Source organism: Paraburkholderia kururiensis JCM 10599 = LMG 19447 (assembly GCF_003986935.1).
Lineage (GTDB): Bacteria > Pseudomonadota > Gammaproteobacteria > Burkholderiales > Burkholderiaceae > Paraburkholderia > Paraburkholderia kururiensis.
The window spans coordinates 314390-332864 of record NZ_RJZE01000001.1 but is presented as its reverse complement, the minus strand read 5'-3'; the positions used below and the strand labels follow the sequence as shown (position 1 = coordinate 332864).

Genomic DNA, 18475 nt, shown 5'->3' with positions numbered 1-18475 from the left:
CCGCGGTCTGGAGCAACGGGAAAGCCCGGATAGGGCCTATCCGGAAAAGCGATAGTGCGTGCGCGGTGGCTCTAGAACTTCACCCTCAACTGGAAGCCGAGGGTAAACGGCAGGTCGTCCGAGGGAATGGGCGGAATCACGATGACGTTGGCGCCCACACGCCGGTATTCGAACATCAGCAGCGGCGCCACCACCGGGCCGATGGTGTGGTCGCGCCCCAGCCCCCAGTTGCCGTAGTTGTAGCCGGAGATGATGCCGCCCATCACGGCGACGCGCACGAAACCCCAATGCGCGAACTCCGGCGCCCAGACAGCGCCGCCGTACCACGACGGGCGACGCAGCGAGTTGCGAAAGCCGCCTGCGGTGAGCGCCCATTGCTGCCCGGGCCAGCATTCGATGCCGAGCCCGGGGTTGAAGTCCTCGAAATGCTTGTCGGGGTTGATGTGGTAGGAGCCCACCATTGCATCTACCCAGAGGCCGTTCGCGCACCAGCTGGCCGCGCGGGCGCCGCTCGCGGCCAGCAGCAACGTAGCGGCCAGCGCGGCGGCGAAGTAGGTGGGCTTCTTGTTGTTCCGCCTCGAGAGCATGTCTTCTCCATCGCCGGTCTGGTGCCGGCGCGATTCGTTTGTTGTCCGTCAGGGTTCTGTGCCCGAAAAAGAAGGGCGCCAGCTAGCCCGAGTCGCGAACTGTACCGCAACAGGCGGAAAACGCAGTGGAAGACGTGCTCGGGCAAAGCGGCACGCGCGTTGCGCGGCGGTACAGACCTGGGCGCAACCATAAGGGAAAGCGGCGTCAGTTCCGTGAAAATCGCTGCGCCGCAACGTGGTGTGCTGCCGGGATGCGAGGAAAGCCGCGCGCGGATGAGGCGCGCGCGGAGGCAGCGTTACAGCCCCAGGTCCGACAAACCGGGGTGGTCGTCGGGGCGACGGCCGAGCGGCCAGTGATAGAGCCGCTCGCTCTCGCGAATGGGCAGGTCGTTGATGCTCGCGTGGCGACGCGCCATGAGGCCGTTTTCGTCGAACTCCCAGTTCTCGTTGCCGTACGAGCGGAACCAGTGGCCGGAATCGTCGTGCCATTCGTAGGCGAAGCGCACGGCAATGCGGTTGCCGCCGAACGCCCACAGTTCCTTGATGAGCCGGTAATCCAGCTCGCGCGCCCATTTGCGACGCAAGAGTCCCACGATCTGCTCGCGGCCCGTCACGAACTCGGCGCGGTTGCGCCAGACGCTTTGCGGCGTGTAAGCGAGCGAGACGCGCTCGGGGTCGCGCGTGTTCCACCCGTCTTCCGCGGCGCGGACTTTCTGGATGGCGGTCTCCAGCGTGAAGGGCGGAACGGGCGGGCGAGTTTCGGCGGACTGGGTCATGGCGTTTCCTTAGGGGAGGTGGAACGGGCAAGCCGCCGCGACGACGGCTTCGATGGACGTGCGGAACTCGTACTGGTGTCGAGCAGACGTTCGGCGGCGGCACGGGCGTCGAGCGCCGTGTCGGCGTCGCCGCTCACAAGCGCCACGCCGATTGCGCCGTCGATCAGGATCAGCCATTGGCGCGCAAGGCGCGCCGCATGCCGACGGTCTCCTGCAATGGCTGCGAAGTAATCGTCGCATTGCTCGTGCACGAAACGCAGTAAGCGCTCCTTGTGATCGCGCGCGACGACGCGGATGGGATCGTCCGGCGAGCTGATTTCTCCGGCCGCATTCAGGAACGCGCAGCCGTGGAAGTCCGGCGAAGCAAACCATTCGCGCAGCACGTCGAACATGGCGAGCAGCCGCGTGCGGGGCGTGCGCGCACGGCTCAGCGTGCCGTCCACGAACCAGCGCATCCAGCGCTCGTCGCGCCGCGCGAGCGCGGCGGCCACCAGCGCGTCTTTCGATTCGAAATGCGTGTAGAAGCTTTTGCGCGCCGTGCCGGACTCGCGCACGATCGCATCGACGCCCGTGGCGTGAATGCCGCCGGCGTAGATCAGCGCCTCGGCTGCATCCAGAAGGCGCTCGCGAGCGCCTGCCTGGGATGCTGCGGATGGGTCATCGAGCGGTGCGGCTGGCATCTGTGGGTCCTTGCAAGTGTTTCGCTTTCTTGATTCGCCACCTTGTTTCGCTACCTTGCATTTCAGGTGGAACGATCATTCTCCGTCTACGTAATGTAGAACGATCATTCTCCCGCGTCAAGTACCTTGAATGAGGAAGGGGATGGGACGGGGTGGTGGCCACGCGGGCGGGCGTCGAGCAGTTGCGCTATGGTGTTGCCCATCACGTCGTTCATAACCGGGATGGAGAAAGGAATGGACCGAACTGTCGCTGCCGGGGCCGCAAGACTCGTTGCGCGCGGCGCACTGGCGCTCGCGTTGACGGCGCCCGTCGTCGTGCTGGACGCCTGCACACCGCTGAGGGTGGTGACGCATAGCGTGAGCACGAAGGAAGCCAGCGTGCCTGCAGGACGCTACCAACTGGACCCGCATCACTGGAATGTGTCGTTCGATGTCGATCACTTCCATTACTCGCACTTTACGATGCGCTTCGACAAGGTGACGGCGCAGCTCGATTGGCGTCCCGATGGACTCGCCGGCAGCAGCGTGGCGGCCACAATAGACGCCGCGAGCGTGGATACGAACGTGCCGGTGCTCGACAGAATGGTGAAGGGTACGGATATGTTCGACGTGGCTCGCTATCCGCAAATCCGCTTCGTCAGCACGCGTTTCGAACGAACGGGCGGGTCGGACGGATCGGGCGAGTCGCGCGGCACGCTCACGGGCGACCTCACCATTCATGGCGTAACGCAGCCCGTGACGCTCGATGTGACGTTCAACGGCTACGCGCCGAATCCGCTCACCAAGGAAGCCACGCTAGGTTTCTCTGCACAGGGGCACTTCAGTCGCGCGAAGTTTGGCTTGTCGACGTGGTATCCCGCAGTGGGGGACGACGTGCGCGTTCGCATCGAGGCGGAGTTCGTGAAGCCGGCCGCGGCGGCCGGAAGCTGAATAGCGGAAGAGAGCGGGCCAGTGCGGCCCGCGCAGGATCAGATCGGATCACTCGGTCCAGTCGAGAATCACCTTGCCGCTTTCGCCGGAGAGCATGGCGGCAAAGCCTTTTTCGTAGTCGTCCACGGCGAAGCGGTGAGTAATGATGGGCGACAGGTCGAGGCCGCTTTGCAGCATGGCGACCATCTTGTACCAGGTCTCGAACATCTCGCGGCCATAAATGCCCTTGATTTCCAGCCCTTTGAAGATAACCTGATTCCAGTCGATGGCCGTTTGCGCGGGCGGAATGCCGAGCAGCGCCACCTTGCCGCCGTGGTTCATCGCTTCAAGCAATGCCGTGAATGCGCTCGGCACACCCGACATTTCGAGTCCCACGTCGAAGCCTTCGGTCATGTGCAGTTCGCTCATCACGTCGCGCAGCGACTCGCGCGATACGTTTACCGCGCGCGTCGCGCCCATCTTGCGAGCAAGATCGAGCCGGTAGTCGTTGATGTCCGTGATAACGACGTTGCGCGCGCCCACGTGCTTCGCGATGGCCACCGCCATGATGCCGATAGGACCCGCGCCCGTAATCAGCACGTCCTCGCCAACCAGGTTGAACGAAAGCGCGGTGTGCGTCGCGTTGCCGAACGGGTCGAAGATTGCGGCGAGATCGTCGGAAATTTCAGGCGGAATCTTGAACGCATTGAAGGCCGGAATGACGAGATACTCCGCGAACGCGCCTTCGCGATTCACGCCCACGCCCACGGTATTGCGGCACAGGTGCCGGCGCCCCGCGCGGCAATTGCGGCAGAACCCGCACGTGATGTGTCCTTCGCCGGACACGCGGTCGCCTATCGCGAAGCCGCGCACCTCCTGGCCCATCTCGACGATTTCGCCAACGTACTCGTGGCCCACGTGCATGGGCACCGGAATCGTCTTCTGGGCCCAGTCGTCCCACTTCCAGATGTGAATGTCCGTGCCGCAGATCGCGGTGCGGCGAATGCGGATCATCACGTCGTTGTGGCCCACTTCAGGCTTTTTTACGCGTGTGAGCGTGAGGCCCGGTGCGCGTTCGAGTTTTGCGAGTGCTTTCATGTGCGTTCGGTCCCGTGTCAAACAATGCCCAGCGACTTGCCGACGCGCGCGAAGGCATCGACGGCACGATCGATCTGCTCCGGCGTGTGCGCCGCGCTCATTTGCGTGCGAATGCGCGCGCGGCCCTTCGGCACCACCGGATACGAGAAGCCGATCACGTAGACACCTTCTTTCAGCAAGGCATCCGCCATGCTCGACGCGATCTGCGCGTCGCCGAGCATCACCGGAATGATGGGATGCTCGCCGGGCACGAGCGTGAAGCCGAGTTCGGTCATGGCGCGACGGAAGTGCGCACCGTTGGCCCGTACGCGCTCTCGCAGTTGCGCGCCTTCTGCGCTTTGAACCAGTTCGAGCACCTTCAGCGACGCAGCGGCAATGCTCGGCGTGAGCGTGTTGGAGAACAGATAGGGACGCGAGCGCTGGCGCAACAGTTCGACGATCTCCTTGCGCGCGGCGACGTAGCCGCCCGATGCGCCACCCAGTGCCTTGCCGAGCGTGCCGGTAATGATGTCGATGCGGCCCGCCACGCCGCAATGCTCGGGCGTGCCGCGGCCGTGCTCGCCGATGAAGCCTACTGCGTGCGAGTCGTCGACCATCACCAGCGCGCCGTATCGGTCGGCCAGATCGCAGATGCCGGCCAGGTTGGCGATGATGCCGTCCATCGAGAACACGCCGTCCGTCGCAATCAGCTTGAAGCGCGCGCCGGCGGCATCGGCTTCACGCAGCTTCGCTTCGAGGTCGGCGAGATCGTTGTTGCGGTAGCGATAGCGCTTCGCCTTGCATAGCCGCACGCCGTCGATGATGCTGGCATGGTTGAGTTCGTCGCTGATCACGGCGTCGGACTCATCGAGCAGTGTCTCGAAGAGGCCGCCGTTCGCATCGAAACAGCTGGAATACAGGATGCAATCGTCAGTCTGCAGGAATGCGGCCAGCGCGCTTTCCAACTGCTTGTGCACCGTCTGCGTGCCGCAGATGAAGCGTACCGAGGCCATGCCGAAGCCGTCGTTGTCGAGGCCTTCTTTCGCTGCTGCAATCAAACGCGGATCGTCCGCAAGGCCGAGATAGTTGTTCGCACAGAAGTTCAGCACGTCGGCGCCGCTGGCAAGCCGGATGTCCGAAGACTGCGGGCTTGCGATGACGCGTTCGGTCTTGTAGAAACCGTCCGCGCGAATCTGGTCGAGCGTGGTGCGCAAATGGGCGAGGTAGGGTTCACGCATGGGCGAAGCTCCTGACAGGATCGCGCCGCGCGAGACTCGTGGCCCCGGCGGCAGTTACCGGCCGGCCGACTATCCAGCGGCGTAGCGCGCTGCTATAGTCGCCGTCAGTCTTACCGGAAATTTTCGTTTTTCCGAACTATAGTTCGGTATATCGAACAACTCTAAACGATGGGGCATTAAATGGCAAGCTCGGGCAACCGGCGCACGTCCGCGCTTTCAAAGTCATCTGCACCGGCCGCTACAGTGGCACCGGCTACGCCGGCCGTCGCTGCGCCGCCGCGTGTGGGCGAACAGATCCAGCGGCTGCGCAGCGAGCGGCACATGACGCTCGACGATCTGTCGCGGGCCGCGGGCGTATCGAAGTCGATGCTATCGGAAATCGAGCGCGACAAGGCGAACCCGACAATCGCTGTCGCGTGGCGGCTTACCAATGCGCTCGGCGTCAATCTCGACTCGCTCTTTGCGCAGCAAAAGGCGCCGGAGGCCATTGCCGTGGCCGGGCCGCACGACATTCCCACGCTGAATGGCCACGACGCCGGCTATCAGTTGCGCGTGTGGGGACCGATCGAACTCGCGGGCCGCTTCGAGTGGTACGAACTGACTTTGCAGCCGGGCGGCGCACTCGTTTCGAGTGCGCACGAGCCCGGCACGCGCGAACATCTCACGGTTCTGCAAGGCACGATGGAAGTCGAAGCGGCTGGCACGAAGCGGCGGCTCAAGTCCTCGGAAACCGCACGATACGTGGCCGATCAGCCGCACGCCATTCGCAACGCCGGCAAGGCGGACGCACGGGCGCTGCTCGTGGTCATTCACGGGTGAGGGAACTGGGGGAGCGTTCCGAACGGTGCGTTGCGCAGGACGGCCGTTCGCACCTGAGCGCCGAGGTTGCGCCCAATACTGTATGTTTGTACAGTATTGGGCGATCGACCGGAGCAGAACATGAATACCCCGAACGACCACGACCTTGCCGCGCTGCGCTTCCAGTTCGCGGCGCGCGATCTCAACAACATCGTGCGACGTATCGCGTCGCGCTATATCGTCCAGCGCGTACCGCTCACGTGGCGGCTGCTGCACGCCATCGAGGCTGAAGCGCTCGCCGACCTGGGCTTCGCCAGCCGCCATGACGAGGCGATGCTGAGCCTCTTTCAACGTCCGAATGGCCTGTCTTATCCGGAGACTGACGACATAGTCGACTTCGGCGCATCCAACGCGTTGCCGCCAGTGTTCGCATTTGCCGTCGCGGCGTACGAGCGAGCACTTGAAAGTGTGGATCCGTCCGCTTCCACACGGTCGTCGGCAGCCGGTTCCGCGCGGCGGTTGCGCGCATGGGGCGACTGAGTCCCGTCGATTGGCTTGCAGGGGCGGCAGTTGCCGGTCTCAATATCGAATGCAACTAATGGGAGATAGCCGATGTCTGCACCGTCCCGTTCTCCAGCTGTAACGCGCGATGTGCAACGTAGCGATCTCTTCGACCCGCACCGTGAAGACTGGCGCCGCGATCCGCACGCCGCATTCGATGCGTGGCTAGCGGGGCAAAACTTCCGCGCTTCATCCGCCGACATTTACCGCGCGCAATGGAGTCAGTTCGTCGACTGGCTCCAGTCCAGAAGCATGAATCTCCACACGGTCGACATGCAGACCATCGCGGACTTCGTCGCGGAACGCTCCATCCGAAAGACACAAAAAGCCCGCTATTTAAGGCTCATCGAACGCGTGCTGGATCATGTCCGCCAGATCGAACATGCATCGACAAACCCGGCGCGGTTCATTGCTCAGGATGCCGATGCAGTATGGCGAACCGCACGCGACAACGAGCCGACCAGTTTTCTCACGGTGGCCGAGCGCGCCGCGCTGGTGGCGTACCTGTTCACGCCGCTTTCCAGCGCCTCCGCGGCGCAACGCTGGCGCGAGCGCCGTGATCGCGCGCTGGTGGCGGTATTCCTGGGCGGTGGACTGAAAACGGGCGAGGCGATGGAACTTTCCATTAGTTGCGTCACGCGCGGCGCGCCATGGGTCGTGATCGAAGCGGGCAACCCGGAATTCACACGCCGTACACGGCTGTCGCCGTTCAGCGTCGCCGTGCTCGACGCGTGGCTGACTGAGCGCTCGGATGCTCGCCTGCCGGGGCATCTGGTGTTTCCGGCGTCGCCGTCCGGGCGGCCGATGCATAAGGCGACGGTGCTGCGGGCGGTCGACGCTATCGTCGAAACGGCCGGGCTCGCAAACACGCGAGAGGACCGGGCCAGTCCGCAAACGCTGCGCAATACGTTTGCCGCCGATCTGTTCGAAAGCGGCGTGAGCCCCGAACTCGTTGGACAGTGGCTCGGATTTGCGCAGGTGTTGTCGGCGAACCGGCTGCATCGAGCGTGGAAGGCCTGGGTGGATCGAATCGAAGTGGGGACAAGGCGTGCCGATGAGCCCTCGGGGAACCACCGGGGCGCGCCTGGGCGATAGGTGTGCGGAAGCACTGAACGTCGTCAGCGGCCTATGTTGTTAAGGGGCTACGTGTGCGGAGTCCCGAAAACGCTCACCCTTTTATTATCAGTGGCTCCCGCATCGGCTCACCAATGAGGGCTCGGCGTACGCGCGCGAAAAGCGCGTGGCCGCGCCGTTCAGGGCAGCAGTGATGTTAGGTCGAAGTGGCATGCGCACCGACAGCCATGAATCGCGTGACGGCTTGCAGCCTTGACGCGCCCATGCCCGACGAGTGATCGCATTCAGGACACGACAGCTCGAACTGGTGATCGACCTCGGAAAGCTCGGGTTCACCGTCCTCGCACTTCGGGCAATGAGATGGCAGGGTGACGTGGCCATCCAGCATCGTTCCGACGTCCGCGAGTTCGTCCGTTGTCAGCCGGCCGGCGGTGGCCAGCGTACAAAGAAGCGAGGCAACGCGCGGATCCACGCCGTTCTGCGAGCGCAAGGCGGTCAATTCGCGCGTAAGGGCATCGATTTCGTCCGATTGTTCGCGAAGCTGGGCGTCCAGTCTGTCGGCTCGCGCCTTGGCCGCAGAGAGTTGCTGGATGAAGTCGAATTCCTTGCGGCTCGCGTCGCGCTGCGCGGTCTGCCAGGTGGCCGCCATCGATCGCAGCGAGTCGAGTTCCACCAGCATCGGCTTGACGCGCCGCTCGGCTTCGGCCACCGCGTCCTTGATCTGCTGCGCGTAGTGCTCGGTGCTTTCGCGGAGGTCGGCATGGAGGGCGTCGATCCGGTCGCGTAGGGTCGCGTTGGTCGCTTGTTCGGTATCGACCCGCTTACGCAGCGCCTCGTTTTCCGCCTCCAGGCGCCGCGTCGTGCTTTGCAGGTTTTCCTGGTGCGCCGCACCGTGCGTGGTAGAGGCCGCCAGTTGGGCCTCGAGTTCGCGCACACGTGTCCATGCGGCTTCGGCGCGTGCTTCGCTGCGATGAACGTGATCGTCAGCGGCCGCACGTAGAAGGTCCGCCTCGCGAACTTTCTGCTCCGCCGCCGCAAGCACCTGTTGGATCTCGGCGCGCTCACCTTCGAGCAGCGTCTTGGCATGCGAAATCGCTTCCTCGAACAGTGAGCCGAGCAGCTCGCCTGCCCGGTCCTCAAGCGCTTTCGGAATGACACCGGAGCCCACGCGGACACGGGACGCGGTCCGGATGCGTTCCCAGAACACGTCGATGTCTTTGGGGATGTCGCTCGCACTGCCGGTCTGGGTCAGGTCGCGGACGGCGGCCATCGAGGGACGAATGCCCAGGTCGAAGAAGAGTCGTTTGCAAGCGTGTAGGGACAATTCCTGCCGGCGCGCACCGCTCGCCCGCATGGTTTCTAGCTCCTGGCGTATTGCTAAACGTTCTTGGTCTAGATTCATCCGCGTCTCTGGAAGTCAGATCGTGTAAATCATAACAAATTACGTATCGAATGGTACGGTTTTGCGGCTGAGAAGGGCCTGAGGCACCTTGCAGCCGCTTTTGGATGCTGCGATCGTGCCTCAGGTCGGTGCCTGGCAGCGTTTCCGTGAAACAAAGCTAAGATTAGCGCATAACCAATTGTTTTCAAAAGAAAACTACAGAGGCTTCATTGTTTTGTCACTGTTTCACGAGACGGGCGATCGTTGGCTGTGTCTTTGACGGCGATTGTTCAGAAGGCTCACAGCTTTTAGCTTGAGAGATATAAAAGTAAACACCCTTGAACCAAGTTAAAAACGTTAACGCCACGGCAAAGGCTTATTGGACAAGGGTTTCCGGGCAATCAGGTGAGATGCTGCGGGACGCCTGGTGAGACAGTACGGGATAAGCCGGTGACGGGGTTCGGGGACGGTGGTGAGGAACTGCGGGAAACGAAGTGAGCGGGTTCGGGAAGGCATCCATTCTAGCTGTTCTACATAGGTGAGACGTTACGGGATCACAATCCGCGGGCGGCCTTTTAGCACCTGAACAGCGATCTGCGATGTGTATCGCAACGAGGTGAGCCTATTCGGGAGTGCGTGCTAACAAGAAAACCGCCGTTCTCGGGACCTCCGCGGGTGGGAAGGTGAAGGATCCCGGGAAGAAACGGACGGCAGAAGTGAGATTTTTCAGGAACAACCCCAGTTTTTGCACAAATATTGGGCATTCTCAGGGTAATGGTGAGCGTTTTCGGGAGTGCTGTGCTGTGTGCGTTGCGCGCCCTCTCGGTGTTGATTTGCGGCGGGCGGCACAACGGTGAGGTCTTACGGGATGGCATGAAAGCCCTTGCGATTATCGTCGCTTCCTGGCCTGACCGGATGTTTGGTGAGCGTTTTCGGGAGTACTTCCAGTGGTAGTGGCATGGTGAGGTGAGATTTTTCGGGAGAAAACTCCGCTGCGATTGCCGCAAAGGCCCGGATGATGGGCGCTTGCGGACCTGTACTTCGTGCTGTCACGCAAGCAAAAGGTGAGACAGTTCGGGGACCGCCAGTCGCTGGTTGGAACGTGGGCGGAGCAATAGGAAACTGGAAACAGGTGAGCGTTTTCGGGAGTGCGGCAGTGGCGCTGGAGTGCTCTCGACGCTGCTAAGTACCCGCCAGGATTAGGGATTTCTCCAGGAAAGCCGAGAGGTGAGCGTTTTCGGGATTGATGTCGATGGTGCTTTGCCGAGGATGCAGTTCCTCCTGGAGCGGCTCCAAAGTGAGGCTTTTCGGGAGCATCGGGACAGTCTTGACGATGTGGGGCGAGCGCAGAGCGCGACTGGGCGCCGCTTCGCTGGACGCTAATGGTGAGACTTTTCGGGACGTGTTTGGAGTGCTGGTGCGCGATTCTGGCCCGCTTTTAGGCTCGCTGCGCGCAGGACAGGGTTGTGAAGTAGCGCGGAGTCCGCAGAAATCTCTTTGCACATCGCAGCGAGTGTCGTGCTGCTCAACGTCCGATGAGCGGACTGGCCTGTTTTGCGTCCGCCAGGTGGTGGGTGGCGTCTGCCAGTCTTCTTCCCGGTGACGGATATATCAGCCCCTTCATGTAGGCTCATCCTCGACCGTCGGTCGGTCTTTCCGCCACGCTTCGGTGCGTCGCAGGGCGGCACGGAGCCGATTCAGACGGAAGTATCGGCGGCGGGGCAGACGAGCGGCCGTTAAGGCGTTTAGACCGCCTGGCGGCGTCGCGTCCGATGGTTGGGAGCGAAGGGGTTGTCAGAGTCCAATTCGGCCGTGGATGGTCGGACGTCGCGCCGGTATTGGATAAATACGGCCCAAGGCGCGAGCGACGCGGCGGCTCGTGCGAGGCCTTTTGCCGGCGGCATTTCTATCAGGTATCGCGTCGCGAAATTGCCACAGTCTCCAGGGTGAGCGGATACGGGAAGTGAAGGCGTCCGTTTGGCTCACCGTTTAGCCGGCAGGCTTACGCCTGACCCACGAGGCTCATAGCGGCCACGAAACGATCGACTGGATTGAAGGTGAGCGTTTTCGGGACATACTCGCGGTGAGTCGCGGTTCGTAAACGCAGTTCACCGGCAATGGTGAGAGAGGCCCTATGGACGCATATCACCCGTGACGGTATGCTGTCGCGAAAATCTCTCATCGACCCGACGCATGGCCACGAAGCGCGCGAAGAAAACCGATGTGGTGAGCCCCAGCTCAGCCGAATTGCGCAAAGCCGTCGAGGCGATTGCGATCCAGCCCAAGAGCGGCAAGATTACCCTGCTCACCCGCAAGCTGTTCAACGTGTTGCTGGCTGTGGCCCAGCAGGCCGACGAGTCGGGCGACACGTACCGCGCGCTGCTGTCCGACATCGTGGCCAATTCGGCGTTCGATTCCAACGACACTGCGCTGGTGAAGGAACACCTTCGGCGGATGGTTTCCGTTCAGGTGGAGTGGAGTCAAGGCACGTCAAGCCAGAAGCCGGGCCGCAAGTGGGGCATCTCCACGCTTATCGCCGACGCGGAAATCCTGGAAGACCCGCAGACACGTCGTGTGTGGGTCGAATTTTCGTTCGCGCCGAAGATCAAGAAAAAGCTCCTCGATCCGGTCCAATACGCCCGACTGAGCCTCCAGTTCCAGAGCCAGCTGCGTAGCAGCGCAGGGCTGGCGCTGTACGAGATCTGCGTCCGTTACCTCACCAATCCGAGTCATCTGACGATGCGCGAGCCGTGGGAATGGTGGCGTCCCATTCTCTCCGGTACGCCGGACACCGAGGCCGGCGATGAAGCCAAGCGCGAATACAAATACTTCAAGCGCGATTATTTGCGTCCGGCGATTGCCGAGGTGAACGCGGTCACCAACATCTTCGTCGAGTTGATCGAGCACCGGGAAGGCCGGCGCGTGGCGGAGATCCAGTTCCGTGTCACCGAGCGCAAGCAACCCATGCTCGCGCTCGACGAGCATCCCAATGTGTTCGACAGCACGCTGGTCGATCGCATGGTGAAGCTCGGCATTCCGCTCAAGGAAGCCCAATCGCTATATGCCGATAGCGAGGAAAACCGGATTCGCGCGGCGTTGCAGATGACCGAACAGCGCATGCGGAGCACCACGTTGCCGCCGGTGCGCAGCGCGGCGGCACTCTTCAAGGACGCCCTGAAGAAGGGTTACGCGCCGCCAGTGGATGCGCTGCCGTCCGCCGGTGGCAAGTCCTCCGGTGGAGCGACGGTGCCGGCCGACGATCTGAAGGCTCGCCTGTTGAGCGAATACGCCGCGTATCGACGTAAGGAGGCTCAGGCGCTCTATGAGGAGCAGGGCTCGGTCGAGCAGGGCCTCGCGCGCGAGACGTTCGAATCAGACGAACTGCCCGGTCTGGGTTCGCATCTTCGTGACGACTGGCGTCGACGCGGGCTGGAATCAAAGCTGGCTGAAACGGCGTTTTTCGATTGGCTCGCTCGCAAGACGTGGGGCGAGCCGACGGATGGCGATCTGCTTTCGTTCACCTTGAGCCAGTCGAGAGCCGCTTGATGTGGTGACGCTGGTTCTTGCGTCGATGATATTTATCGACGCTCGCGTTCATAACCACTGTTGAGCGCCGACACGCAGGCGCAACGGGCGCCATGAAGGCGCCCGCCGAAGAGTTTGCTTTTACTTCTGCGCCAGGATTTGTTCGATCTGCCGCAGGATGTCGTCGCGCTTCTCTCTAGCCAGACCGCGCAGCCTCAGTTCGAGTCTGTCGTCCCCATACGATTTCAGATCGCCGACCGATACGCCATCCAGCTTCACTTCGAGGCGTTGCGCGTAGCGTTGACGCCCTGCCGGCTTTTGAGTCTCTTGCGCGCTTGCCCTGCCCTTTACGATGTCCGCCACCTGGCGCGTACTGAGGTCGTCGGCGAGGATCCGGTTGATGAGGCGTAGTGTGGAGTCAGTTCCGCGTGCCGTGTGATAGCGGCCCACCTGATACGCCATGTTCGAGCCAAAGCGATCGGGTCGCGCCACCATTTCGTGCATGACCGGCTCGGGCAGTTTCGCGATGGACAGTGCGACGGCCACCGTGGACTCATCGAGTCCAAGATGTTCGGCGAGTTCTTTCTGACTCTGGAAATGCTTCTCCTCGATGAAGCGCTTCCATACGACGGCGTTGTCGAAGACGGTTTGCGAATCACGCTGTACGTTGAGGTCGTAGCCGAGCTTGTAACTCTGAATTCCGATCGGCAGATCGATGACGACTGCCTTTACCGTTTCCTTGTTCGCTTCCTTCAATGCACGCACGCGTCGCCCGCCGTCGCTGACGAAGTACGTGCCGGGATTGTCGTAATCCGGAATGACGTGAATCGGCTGTTGTTGACCTTGCTTCGCCAGATTCACGGCTAGCTCGGCGATGGACGATTTCAGATAGAAGTATCGCGGGTTGAAGGGGCTCGGCTTGATCGACTTGAGCGCAAGTTCGATGACCTGCCCGGGGCGGTATCCCTGTGCCATGCGCCACGCGCGATACTGCGTTGACTCGCTCGCAATATCCACCTGTTCCGGGTCGTCGGCGACTGGCTTTAGGACAGGCTGACTTGCCCTGCCGACTGATTCGCCGGGTTTCGATTTGTTCTGTACGAGGCCATCGATTGCATTGAGGCGATCGAGCGCAGTGCGCTTTTCGCTACTGGTCGTGTCTGGCCGCGCCTGGAAGCCTTTTGCGAACTGGGATGATTTCATTCAGGGTCCTTTATGCGCATAAAGTCAGGGAAGCATGCTGGCGATTTCGTCCGCACATGCCCGTATTTCGATGCTTGCCAGCTTTGCGCCGCGATCGTTCATTTGCAGGACGGTTTGTCCTAACGCCATCGCCTGCTTGTAGGCCTCGCGCGTGGGGATTTGTGTTTTGAGTAAAGGAAAGCCGAGTTCTTCCAGCGCGCGCTTCAGCTCGCGCGTCAGCATGCGTTTCTCTTCGGTTTTATTGAGCAGGAAGACCGCCCGAAGGTCTTCGTTCATCACCTGTGCCTGCTGGATGAGCTTCACCAAACCAACACTCGACCAATAGTCAGCTGGCGACGACGAGGTGGGTATGACGGCGACGGTCGCGGCCAGGAGCACAACGCCTGAGACTTTTTCGGTGATGGAGGGCGGGCAGTCGACCACGATGATGTCGTAGTCGCCAATGAACTTCTTTATCTCACGGTGGATTTGGCCACCGGCCTCCGAGAGGTTGACCACGGGGAACGGGATGCCCGTCTCGCCTTCGGCCGACGCGCTCGCCCAGTGAACCAAGGTGTTCTGCCCGTCAGCATCGACGACCAAAACTCGCTTGCCCCTTTCATGGAACGCAGCGCCGAGATGCATGGCGATCGTGCTTTTTCCGACCCCGCCCTTTTGCTGAGTGACCGCGATAATTTCAGCCGCCAATTCTTACCTCCTTTTCGATGCCGCTGAATTTTACCTTGAAGAAATTTATTTTCAATGACTTTGTCACGCTGATGAGGCGGATTAGCCATTTGGACGAGGGTTTATGCGCATAAACGGTGGGGCGAGGCAGGCACTAAAGCGGAACCTCGTGGGGCGGATAAGTGGCGTTTATGTCGAAAAGCCCTCCCGTGCGATGGTCGCGTATGGTGGGCGCAGCGGGTAAGCTGCAGGCCGTCCGGGCGAGAACTCGTCGTGCGGGCGCGAACTGGGCACAGCTCCGGCGGCGTTGCGCCTTCCCGCGAAGCGGCTGCCGTAATCCCGCCGCTGCCTAATACCGGGAGGGTCGTGGCTCGTGGCGGTCAACTGTGGGACGCGTCCCTGTCGCCAGCGACTGGTCGAGGCCTTGACGCGGCCTCCGAGCGCCTCGCTTTATGCGCATAAACCAAGCCATGAGGAAGAAACGATCTGCGTTTGGAATGGCGTTGGGTCGAGGACAGCCTGCGAGGTATAGGCGCGCGTGAGAAATAAGTCGAATAACAAAAGATGGAGTTACAAGATGAGATACGACGAAGCCCATGAAGAATGTGCGCAAGACAGTGCCTCTTCGGCCAGCTGCCTTTTCCTTGCCCTCTCCGAATCAGGCGAAAGCCTCCACGCATTGACTCCAACGCGGCAAGCTAGAATTCCGGCACACGAGGCCGCGCGTTAGCACCTCTTATCCCATCGCTCACGACAATGCCGCGGAACGATCAGCGGCCCGATAGCCGTTGCCCTACCGAGGCCAATCCGATCGCCCCTCGCACGCCATCCAGACTCGTCTCAACATCAATCGACCCATGATCACCATCTACCACAACCCCCGCTGCTCGAAATCTCGCGGCGCCTACGAACTCGTTGCCGGTCTCAGCAACGGCGCACACGAAAAAGTCGAGATCATCGAATACTTGAAACATCCGCTGTCAGTCGTTCAGTTGAAAGAACTGAACCGCTTGCTCGCCTGTCCGGTACGCGACATGGTGCGGACTGCCGAATCCGAGTACAAGGCGCTGAGTCTTGACCGGGAAGGCGTAACCGACGACGAGCTGTATGACGCGCTCGCGAAACATCCTGTGCTGCTGCAGCGGCCCATCATCGTTCGTAATGGCCGGGCTGTGATCGGCCGTCCGCCGGAGAGCGTCAGCGCGCTTTTCGATTGAGCGGGCTTTGACTGAGCGACGACGGTACCCGACGCTCGCAGCTGGCGGAATTCGAGGCCTAAATGGCAGGGGCGCCAAAGAGGCGCTCACTAGACTTGCAGACTTACTGGCAGGGGCTGGGGAGGCGACCGGGGCAAATCGGTTCGAACAAGGTCACCGCTAAAAATGCCGTGATTCTCGCGATCGATTAACGGCGCCACCGCCTCTTCACACGACTACCGGCGCAACCGCCGATCCCCGCGTGCACTAAAAAAGACCGCGTCCAGTGCCCCATCTACCTGTAGAAACGCGAATGCTCGAACTCCGACCATCCTGTGAAGCATGTGGCAAGGCGTTGCCACCCGACTCATCCGACGCGATGATTTGCAGCTTCGAGTGCACGTTTTGCGAAGCGTGTGCGACCACGACGTTACGTAATGTCTGTCCGAACTGCGGCGGCGGCTTTGAACATCGGCCCGTCCGTCCGCGGGTCATGCTCGCGAAGTATCCGGCGAGCACGGAGCGTCGCGATGCGAACGTCGACCGCGACTCTCATGCTCGTTATCTTCAGCAGTACGCAGCAAAGCCTCCGTCGCAGCGCTGATCGTCACTCTCTGCGCCCAGACGACTCATGGTCCGCCATGCCGCTCATTTCATGCGCGGCCGTACGAAGCAGCGCAATGTGCAGCCGATAGTTGCGGCACCCGCTGCACGTGGGCAGGTGCATACGGACGGCCAGCCATTCGCCTGCCGTGAGCCGCCTGTCGAGCGCGTCAGAAAGTAGTCGGGTGATGTTTTTACACTTGCCCATGCGCGTCCTCGCCTGAAAGGCCCTTTTCGGTCAGGCACGTCCGCAAGCGCAGCCGTGCGCGGTAGATGAGCACGCTGCAGTGGTTGGCGGTCAGCTCCAGTTCGGCGCAGATCTCGGCAATGTCGAGGTCGAGAAACTCTCGCATCATGAAGACGCGCCCGATGTGCTCGGGCAGATGGTCGAGGCATATCTCGAAGAGCTGCCAGAACTGCTGCTGTTGCAGCACGATCTCCGGCGTCGGCCACGGACGCGGTTTCGCATAGGCCGTCCAGTGTCCGTTGTCCTTGAACAGCTCGCGATCGAGAACGGTATCTTCGTCCAGTTCGGTTTCGAGCGAAGACACGTTCACCGTGCGCTGGCGCACGCGCAACGTATCCACCAGCTTGTGCCGCAGGATGCCGAAGACCCACGTCTTGTGCTCGGACTGCGCGGAGAAGCGGTCCGCGTGCATCCACGCTGCGGTCAGCGCTTCCTGAACGGCGTCTTCCGCAGCGGCCGCGTCTCGCAACTGCAACCGCGCGAAGCGGAGCAGGTCGCGTCGCAACTGGGCGAGGTAGACCGGATCGTCCGGCGCCGGCCGAGCGGCAACGGCGGTCATGCGACGTCCCCCACCGGGCGTACCGCGGGCCGCGTGCCTGTTGCCGTGCGGCGCAACGCGGTCCAACGGACAGGCTGCGCGGCCGCCCCCAGGCCGCTGCCATGGGCTCCCTCGCATGGGATGGCCGGCAAGACTCGATGCATCTCGTGCTTTGTCATGTCGAGGAATGTGATTGGCGATTGTCGGCCGGGACAGCGCGCTGACGCATCGGCTGCCGGCCGCCCCATGCCGCGCGACAAGCGCCGATGAGGCCCTGCTGTGTATTGCAGGGCGATCTGGCGTTATGACCCGTCGGACCCGGAGCGCATTTTCTCTCACATTCCGCACCTTATGTGATCCGCGCCCGCATGGGCGCAGTTCCTCAGGGCTATGTCGGCACAGACGCCTTCAAATGACAGATGCATGACGAAGTTGCGCGAGCCCTCTCGCAGCACTTACAACTGCGGAAATACATCGTTGCAAAACCTGAAACGATGGAGCCGTGCAAGCTGGTGCCGATGCTATTGGCGTGCCTCAATTTCCACGCGGCAAAGCGCGTAGACCCTTGCCCATTGGACTTATCCAGCCGGTCCACTTCGTACGGCCAAACAAGCAGTACTCAGGGACAAAAATCCCATCAATCCCGTCGGCGGCCACTATTGCAATTGTCGAGAAAATGTCTTTTCCGCTGGCATGTTTTTAGGTGAACGCTCCGTCGCTATTCTCCAGCCACCGATCAACGTTGATCGACCTAAATCAGGAGCGACACCATGAAACGCATTCTTCTCGCAATCATCTCGTCGGCCGCATTGCTCGCGACGGCAACCGGCGCGGCTCATGCTGCTCAAGCAACGACGCAGAACAATGCGTCGACGTGCCAAGGCCCGGCTTCGTACTGCAACGTGTTTTTCGGGCAGTAACCCAGGTTTTCACCGGGCGGGGATGGCCCATTGATGGCCACCCCACTCGGACCGGCATGGTCGGGTGTCAGGTGAGACCGCCGCCGTCTATGCCATTTCCCGTCCGCCATATCTGCTTGCCGCGCTCCGACAACTCGCCGCAGCTGTGTTCGGCGTCCGCTTCGGTGCCTTCCACAGCCATTTCCCCTCCGGCTTGCTCCTGCGATTTCTGCTTGTGATGCTTGCGGGCAGCCACCCTCTCATCCTGCGATTTGCCGGCGTAATGCCGGGGTGATCCGGAAGCCATCGTCGGTCCTCCATCGGTTAGGGTTTGCGTCTCGGCCGGTATTTCTGCCCCTTCTTCGCCACGTCAGACGAAGCGGTTGCCGAAGCACCAGCAGGACAACAGCGTCGCAAGCCGCGTTCCGAACGTTTCCCCACATCACAACGCCCGGTCAGCATCCGTTGTCGCATCGGACTGACGCCTCGCCCAGAAGGCCGACGTAAACCCCCATAG

The 18475-nt window shown here is 61.7% G+C and carries 19 protein-coding genes; 8 read left to right on the top strand and 11 right to left on the bottom strand.

Annotation, left to right across the window (positions count from 1 at the left end):
- Window positions 1-71 precede the first annotated feature (71 nt).
- The 3 genes from PKKP23_RS01535 to PKKP23_RS01525 all read right to left on the bottom strand — a co-directional run bounded on the left by PKKP23_RS01535 (window position 72) and on the right by PKKP23_RS01525 (window position 2043).
- Window positions 72-587: a hypothetical protein gene (locus PKKP23_RS01535; protein ID WP_017774148.1), complete on the bottom strand. Its 516-nt coding sequence runs from the start codon at window positions 585-587 to the stop codon at window positions 72-74.
- A gap of 296 nt (window positions 588-883) precedes the next feature.
- Complete coding sequence (locus PKKP23_RS01530; protein ID WP_017774147.1) at window positions 884-1363, bottom strand: nuclear transport factor 2 family protein; 480 nt, start codon at window positions 1361-1363, stop codon at window positions 884-886.
- Window positions 1360-2043, bottom strand: a complete 684-nt coding sequence (locus tag PKKP23_RS01525; protein ID WP_126875526.1) for a TetR/AcrR family transcriptional regulator — start codon at window positions 2041-2043, stop codon at window positions 1360-1362. The genes PKKP23_RS01530 and PKKP23_RS01525 overlap by 4 nt, the downstream gene beginning before the upstream one ends.
- Before the next feature lie 234 nt (window positions 2044-2277).
- Between PKKP23_RS01525 and PKKP23_RS01520 the strand changes: the two genes are divergently transcribed.
- Complete coding sequence (locus tag PKKP23_RS01520) at window positions 2278-2973, top strand: YceI family protein (RefSeq protein ID WP_126875525.1); 696 nt, start codon at window positions 2278-2280, stop codon at window positions 2971-2973.
- A gap of 48 nt (window positions 2974-3021) precedes the next feature.
- Here PKKP23_RS01520 and tdh read toward each other — a convergent pair whose 3' ends face one another.
- Complete coding sequence (gene tdh / locus PKKP23_RS01515) at window positions 3022-4050, bottom strand: L-threonine 3-dehydrogenase (protein ID WP_017774144.1); 1029 nt, start codon at window positions 4048-4050, stop codon at window positions 3022-3024.
- A 17-nt stretch (window positions 4051-4067) separates the two neighbouring features.
- The gene (locus tag PKKP23_RS01510) at window positions 4068-5267 is read right to left on the bottom strand and encodes a glycine C-acetyltransferase (protein WP_126875524.1); all 1200 of its coding nucleotides are present in this window, start codon (window positions 5265-5267) and stop codon (window positions 4068-4070) included.
- 180 nt (window positions 5268-5447) lie between these two features.
- On the opposite strand from PKKP23_RS01510, the gene PKKP23_RS01505 reads away from it, so the two are divergent.
- The 3 genes from PKKP23_RS01505 to PKKP23_RS01495 all read left to right on the top strand — a co-directional run bounded on the left by PKKP23_RS01505 (window position 5448) and on the right by PKKP23_RS01495 (window position 7721).
- Window positions 5448-6086, top strand: a complete 639-nt coding sequence (locus tag PKKP23_RS01505; RefSeq protein ID WP_017774142.1) for a helix-turn-helix domain-containing protein — start codon at window positions 5448-5450, stop codon at window positions 6084-6086.
- A 120-nt stretch (window positions 6087-6206) separates the two neighbouring features.
- Complete coding sequence (locus tag PKKP23_RS01500) at window positions 6207-6605, top strand: DUF2471 family protein (RefSeq protein ID WP_126875523.1); 399 nt, start codon at window positions 6207-6209, stop codon at window positions 6603-6605.
- A 72-nt stretch (window positions 6606-6677) separates the two neighbouring features.
- Entirely contained in the window at window positions 6678-7721 is a 1044-nt protein-coding gene (locus tag PKKP23_RS01495; protein ID WP_126875522.1) for a tyrosine-type recombinase/integrase, read from the top strand.
- Between the two features lie 175 nt (window positions 7722-7896).
- On the opposite strand, the gene PKKP23_RS01490 is transcribed toward PKKP23_RS01495, so the two are convergent.
- Window positions 7897-9102 carry a DNA-binding protein gene (locus PKKP23_RS01490; protein WP_126875521.1) on the bottom strand — a complete coding sequence of 402 codons (1206 nt, stop codon included), beginning with the start codon at window positions 9100-9102 and terminating at the stop codon, window positions 7897-7899.
- A 2172-nt stretch (window positions 9103-11274) separates the two neighbouring features.
- Between PKKP23_RS01490 and PKKP23_RS01485 the strand changes: the two genes are divergently transcribed.
- Entirely contained in the window at window positions 11275-12627 is a 1353-nt protein-coding gene (locus PKKP23_RS01485) for a replication initiation protein (protein WP_126875520.1), read from the top strand.
- Window positions 12628-12747: 120 nt separating this feature from the next.
- Here the strand turns inward: PKKP23_RS01485 and PKKP23_RS01480 are convergent, their stop codons facing one another.
- Together PKKP23_RS01480 and parA are read right to left on the bottom strand one after the other, a co-directional pair.
- Window positions 12748-13809 (bottom strand): ParB/RepB/Spo0J family partition protein, encoded by a 1062-nt coding sequence (locus PKKP23_RS01480; protein WP_126875519.1) that lies wholly within the window; start codon window positions 13807-13809, stop codon window positions 12748-12750.
- Window positions 13810-13833: 24 nt separating this feature from the next.
- Window positions 13834-14496 (bottom strand): ParA family partition ATPase, encoded by a 663-nt coding sequence (gene parA / locus PKKP23_RS01475; RefSeq protein WP_017774135.1) that lies wholly within the window; start codon window positions 14494-14496, stop codon window positions 13834-13836.
- A gap of 836 nt (window positions 14497-15332) precedes the next feature.
- On the opposite strand from parA, the gene arsC reads away from it, so the two are divergent.
- A complete protein-coding gene (gene arsC, locus PKKP23_RS01470) occupies window positions 15333-15692 on the top strand; it encodes an arsenate reductase (glutaredoxin) (protein WP_126875518.1) in 360 nt (119 codons plus the stop codon).
- A gap of 292 nt (window positions 15693-15984) precedes the next feature.
- Window positions 15985-16275 (top strand): DUF1272 domain-containing protein, encoded by a 291-nt coding sequence (locus tag PKKP23_RS01465; RefSeq protein WP_126875517.1) that lies wholly within the window; start codon window positions 15985-15987, stop codon window positions 16273-16275.
- A 3-nt stretch (window positions 16276-16278) separates the two neighbouring features.
- Here the strand turns inward: PKKP23_RS01465 and PKKP23_RS01460 are convergent, their stop codons facing one another.
- Complete coding sequence (locus PKKP23_RS01460; RefSeq protein WP_126875516.1) at window positions 16279-16482, bottom strand: zf-HC2 domain-containing protein; 204 nt, start codon at window positions 16480-16482, stop codon at window positions 16279-16281.
- Entirely contained in the window at window positions 16469-17080 is a 612-nt protein-coding gene (locus PKKP23_RS01455) for an RNA polymerase factor sigma-70 (RefSeq protein WP_126875515.1), read from the bottom strand. Before PKKP23_RS01455 ends, PKKP23_RS01460 begins: the two co-directional genes overlap by 14 nt.
- A gap of 749 nt (window positions 17081-17829) precedes the next feature.
- On the opposite strand from PKKP23_RS01455, the gene PKKP23_RS33965 reads away from it, so the two are divergent.
- Window positions 17830-17979 (top strand): hypothetical protein, encoded by a 150-nt coding sequence (locus PKKP23_RS33965; protein ID WP_017774131.1) that lies wholly within the window; start codon window positions 17830-17832, stop codon window positions 17977-17979.
- A 67-nt stretch (window positions 17980-18046) separates the two neighbouring features.
- Here PKKP23_RS33965 and PKKP23_RS01450 read toward each other — a convergent pair whose 3' ends face one another.
- Window positions 18047-18265 carry a hypothetical protein gene (locus tag PKKP23_RS01450; RefSeq protein WP_017774130.1) on the bottom strand — a complete coding sequence of 73 codons (219 nt, stop codon included), beginning with the start codon at window positions 18263-18265 and terminating at the stop codon, window positions 18047-18049.
- Window positions 18266-18475 lie beyond the last annotated feature (210 nt).

Excerpts from the sequence above, each read along its gene's own strand:
- PKKP23_RS01495 (WP_126875522.1), top strand. The coding sequence starts at position 6,678 with ATGTCTGCACCGTCCCGTTCTCCAGCTGTAACGCGCGATGTGCAACGT.
- PKKP23_RS01490 (WP_126875521.1), bottom strand. The coding sequence starts at position 9,102 with ATGAATCTAGACCAAGAACGTTTAGCAATACGCCAGGAGCTAGAAACC.
- PKKP23_RS01505 (WP_017774142.1), top strand. The coding sequence starts at position 5,448 with ATGGCAAGCTCGGGCAACCGGCGCACGTCCGCGCTTTCAAAGTCATCT.
- PKKP23_RS01520 (WP_126875525.1), top strand. The coding sequence starts at position 2,278 with ATGGACCGAACTGTCGCTGCCGGGGCCGCAAGACTCGTTGCGCGCGGC.
- PKKP23_RS01535 (WP_017774148.1), bottom strand. The coding sequence starts at position 587 with ATGCTCTCGAGGCGGAACAACAAGAAGCCCACCTACTTCGCCGCCGCG.
- tdh (WP_017774144.1), bottom strand. The coding sequence starts at position 4,050 with ATGAAAGCACTCGCAAAACTCGAACGCGCACCGGGCCTCACGCTCACA.
- PKKP23_RS01460 (WP_126875516.1), bottom strand. The coding sequence starts at position 16,482 with ATGGGCAAGTGTAAAAACATCACCCGACTACTTTCTGACGCGCTCGAC.
- PKKP23_RS01465 (WP_126875517.1), top strand. The coding sequence starts at position 15,985 with ATGCTCGAACTCCGACCATCCTGTGAAGCATGTGGCAAGGCGTTGCCA.
- PKKP23_RS01510 (WP_126875524.1), bottom strand. The coding sequence starts at position 5,267 with ATGCGTGAACCCTACCTCGCCCATTTGCGCACCACGCTCGACCAGATT.
- PKKP23_RS01485 (WP_126875520.1), top strand. The coding sequence starts at position 11,275 with ATGGCCACGAAGCGCGCGAAGAAAACCGATGTGGTGAGCCCCAGCTCA.
- PKKP23_RS01450 (WP_017774130.1), bottom strand. The coding sequence starts at position 18,265 with ATGGCTTCCGGATCACCCCGGCATTACGCCGGCAAATCGCAGGATGAG.
- PKKP23_RS01530 (WP_017774147.1), bottom strand. The coding sequence starts at position 1,363 with ATGACCCAGTCCGCCGAAACTCGCCCGCCCGTTCCGCCCTTCACGCTG.
- PKKP23_RS01480 (WP_126875519.1), bottom strand. The coding sequence starts at position 13,809 with ATGAAATCATCCCAGTTCGCAAAAGGCTTCCAGGCGCGGCCAGACACG.
- PKKP23_RS01500 (WP_126875523.1), top strand. The coding sequence starts at position 6,207 with ATGAATACCCCGAACGACCACGACCTTGCCGCGCTGCGCTTCCAGTTC.
- PKKP23_RS01525 (WP_126875526.1), bottom strand. The coding sequence starts at position 2,043 with ATGCCAGCCGCACCGCTCGATGACCCATCCGCAGCATCCCAGGCAGGC.
- arsC (WP_126875518.1), top strand. The coding sequence starts at position 15,333 with ATGATCACCATCTACCACAACCCCCGCTGCTCGAAATCTCGCGGCGCC.
- PKKP23_RS01455 (WP_126875515.1), bottom strand. The coding sequence starts at position 17,080 with ATGACCGCCGTTGCCGCTCGGCCGGCGCCGGACGATCCGGTCTACCTC.
- PKKP23_RS33965 (WP_017774131.1), top strand. The coding sequence starts at position 17,830 with ATGAAACGCATTCTTCTCGCAATCATCTCGTCGGCCGCATTGCTCGCG.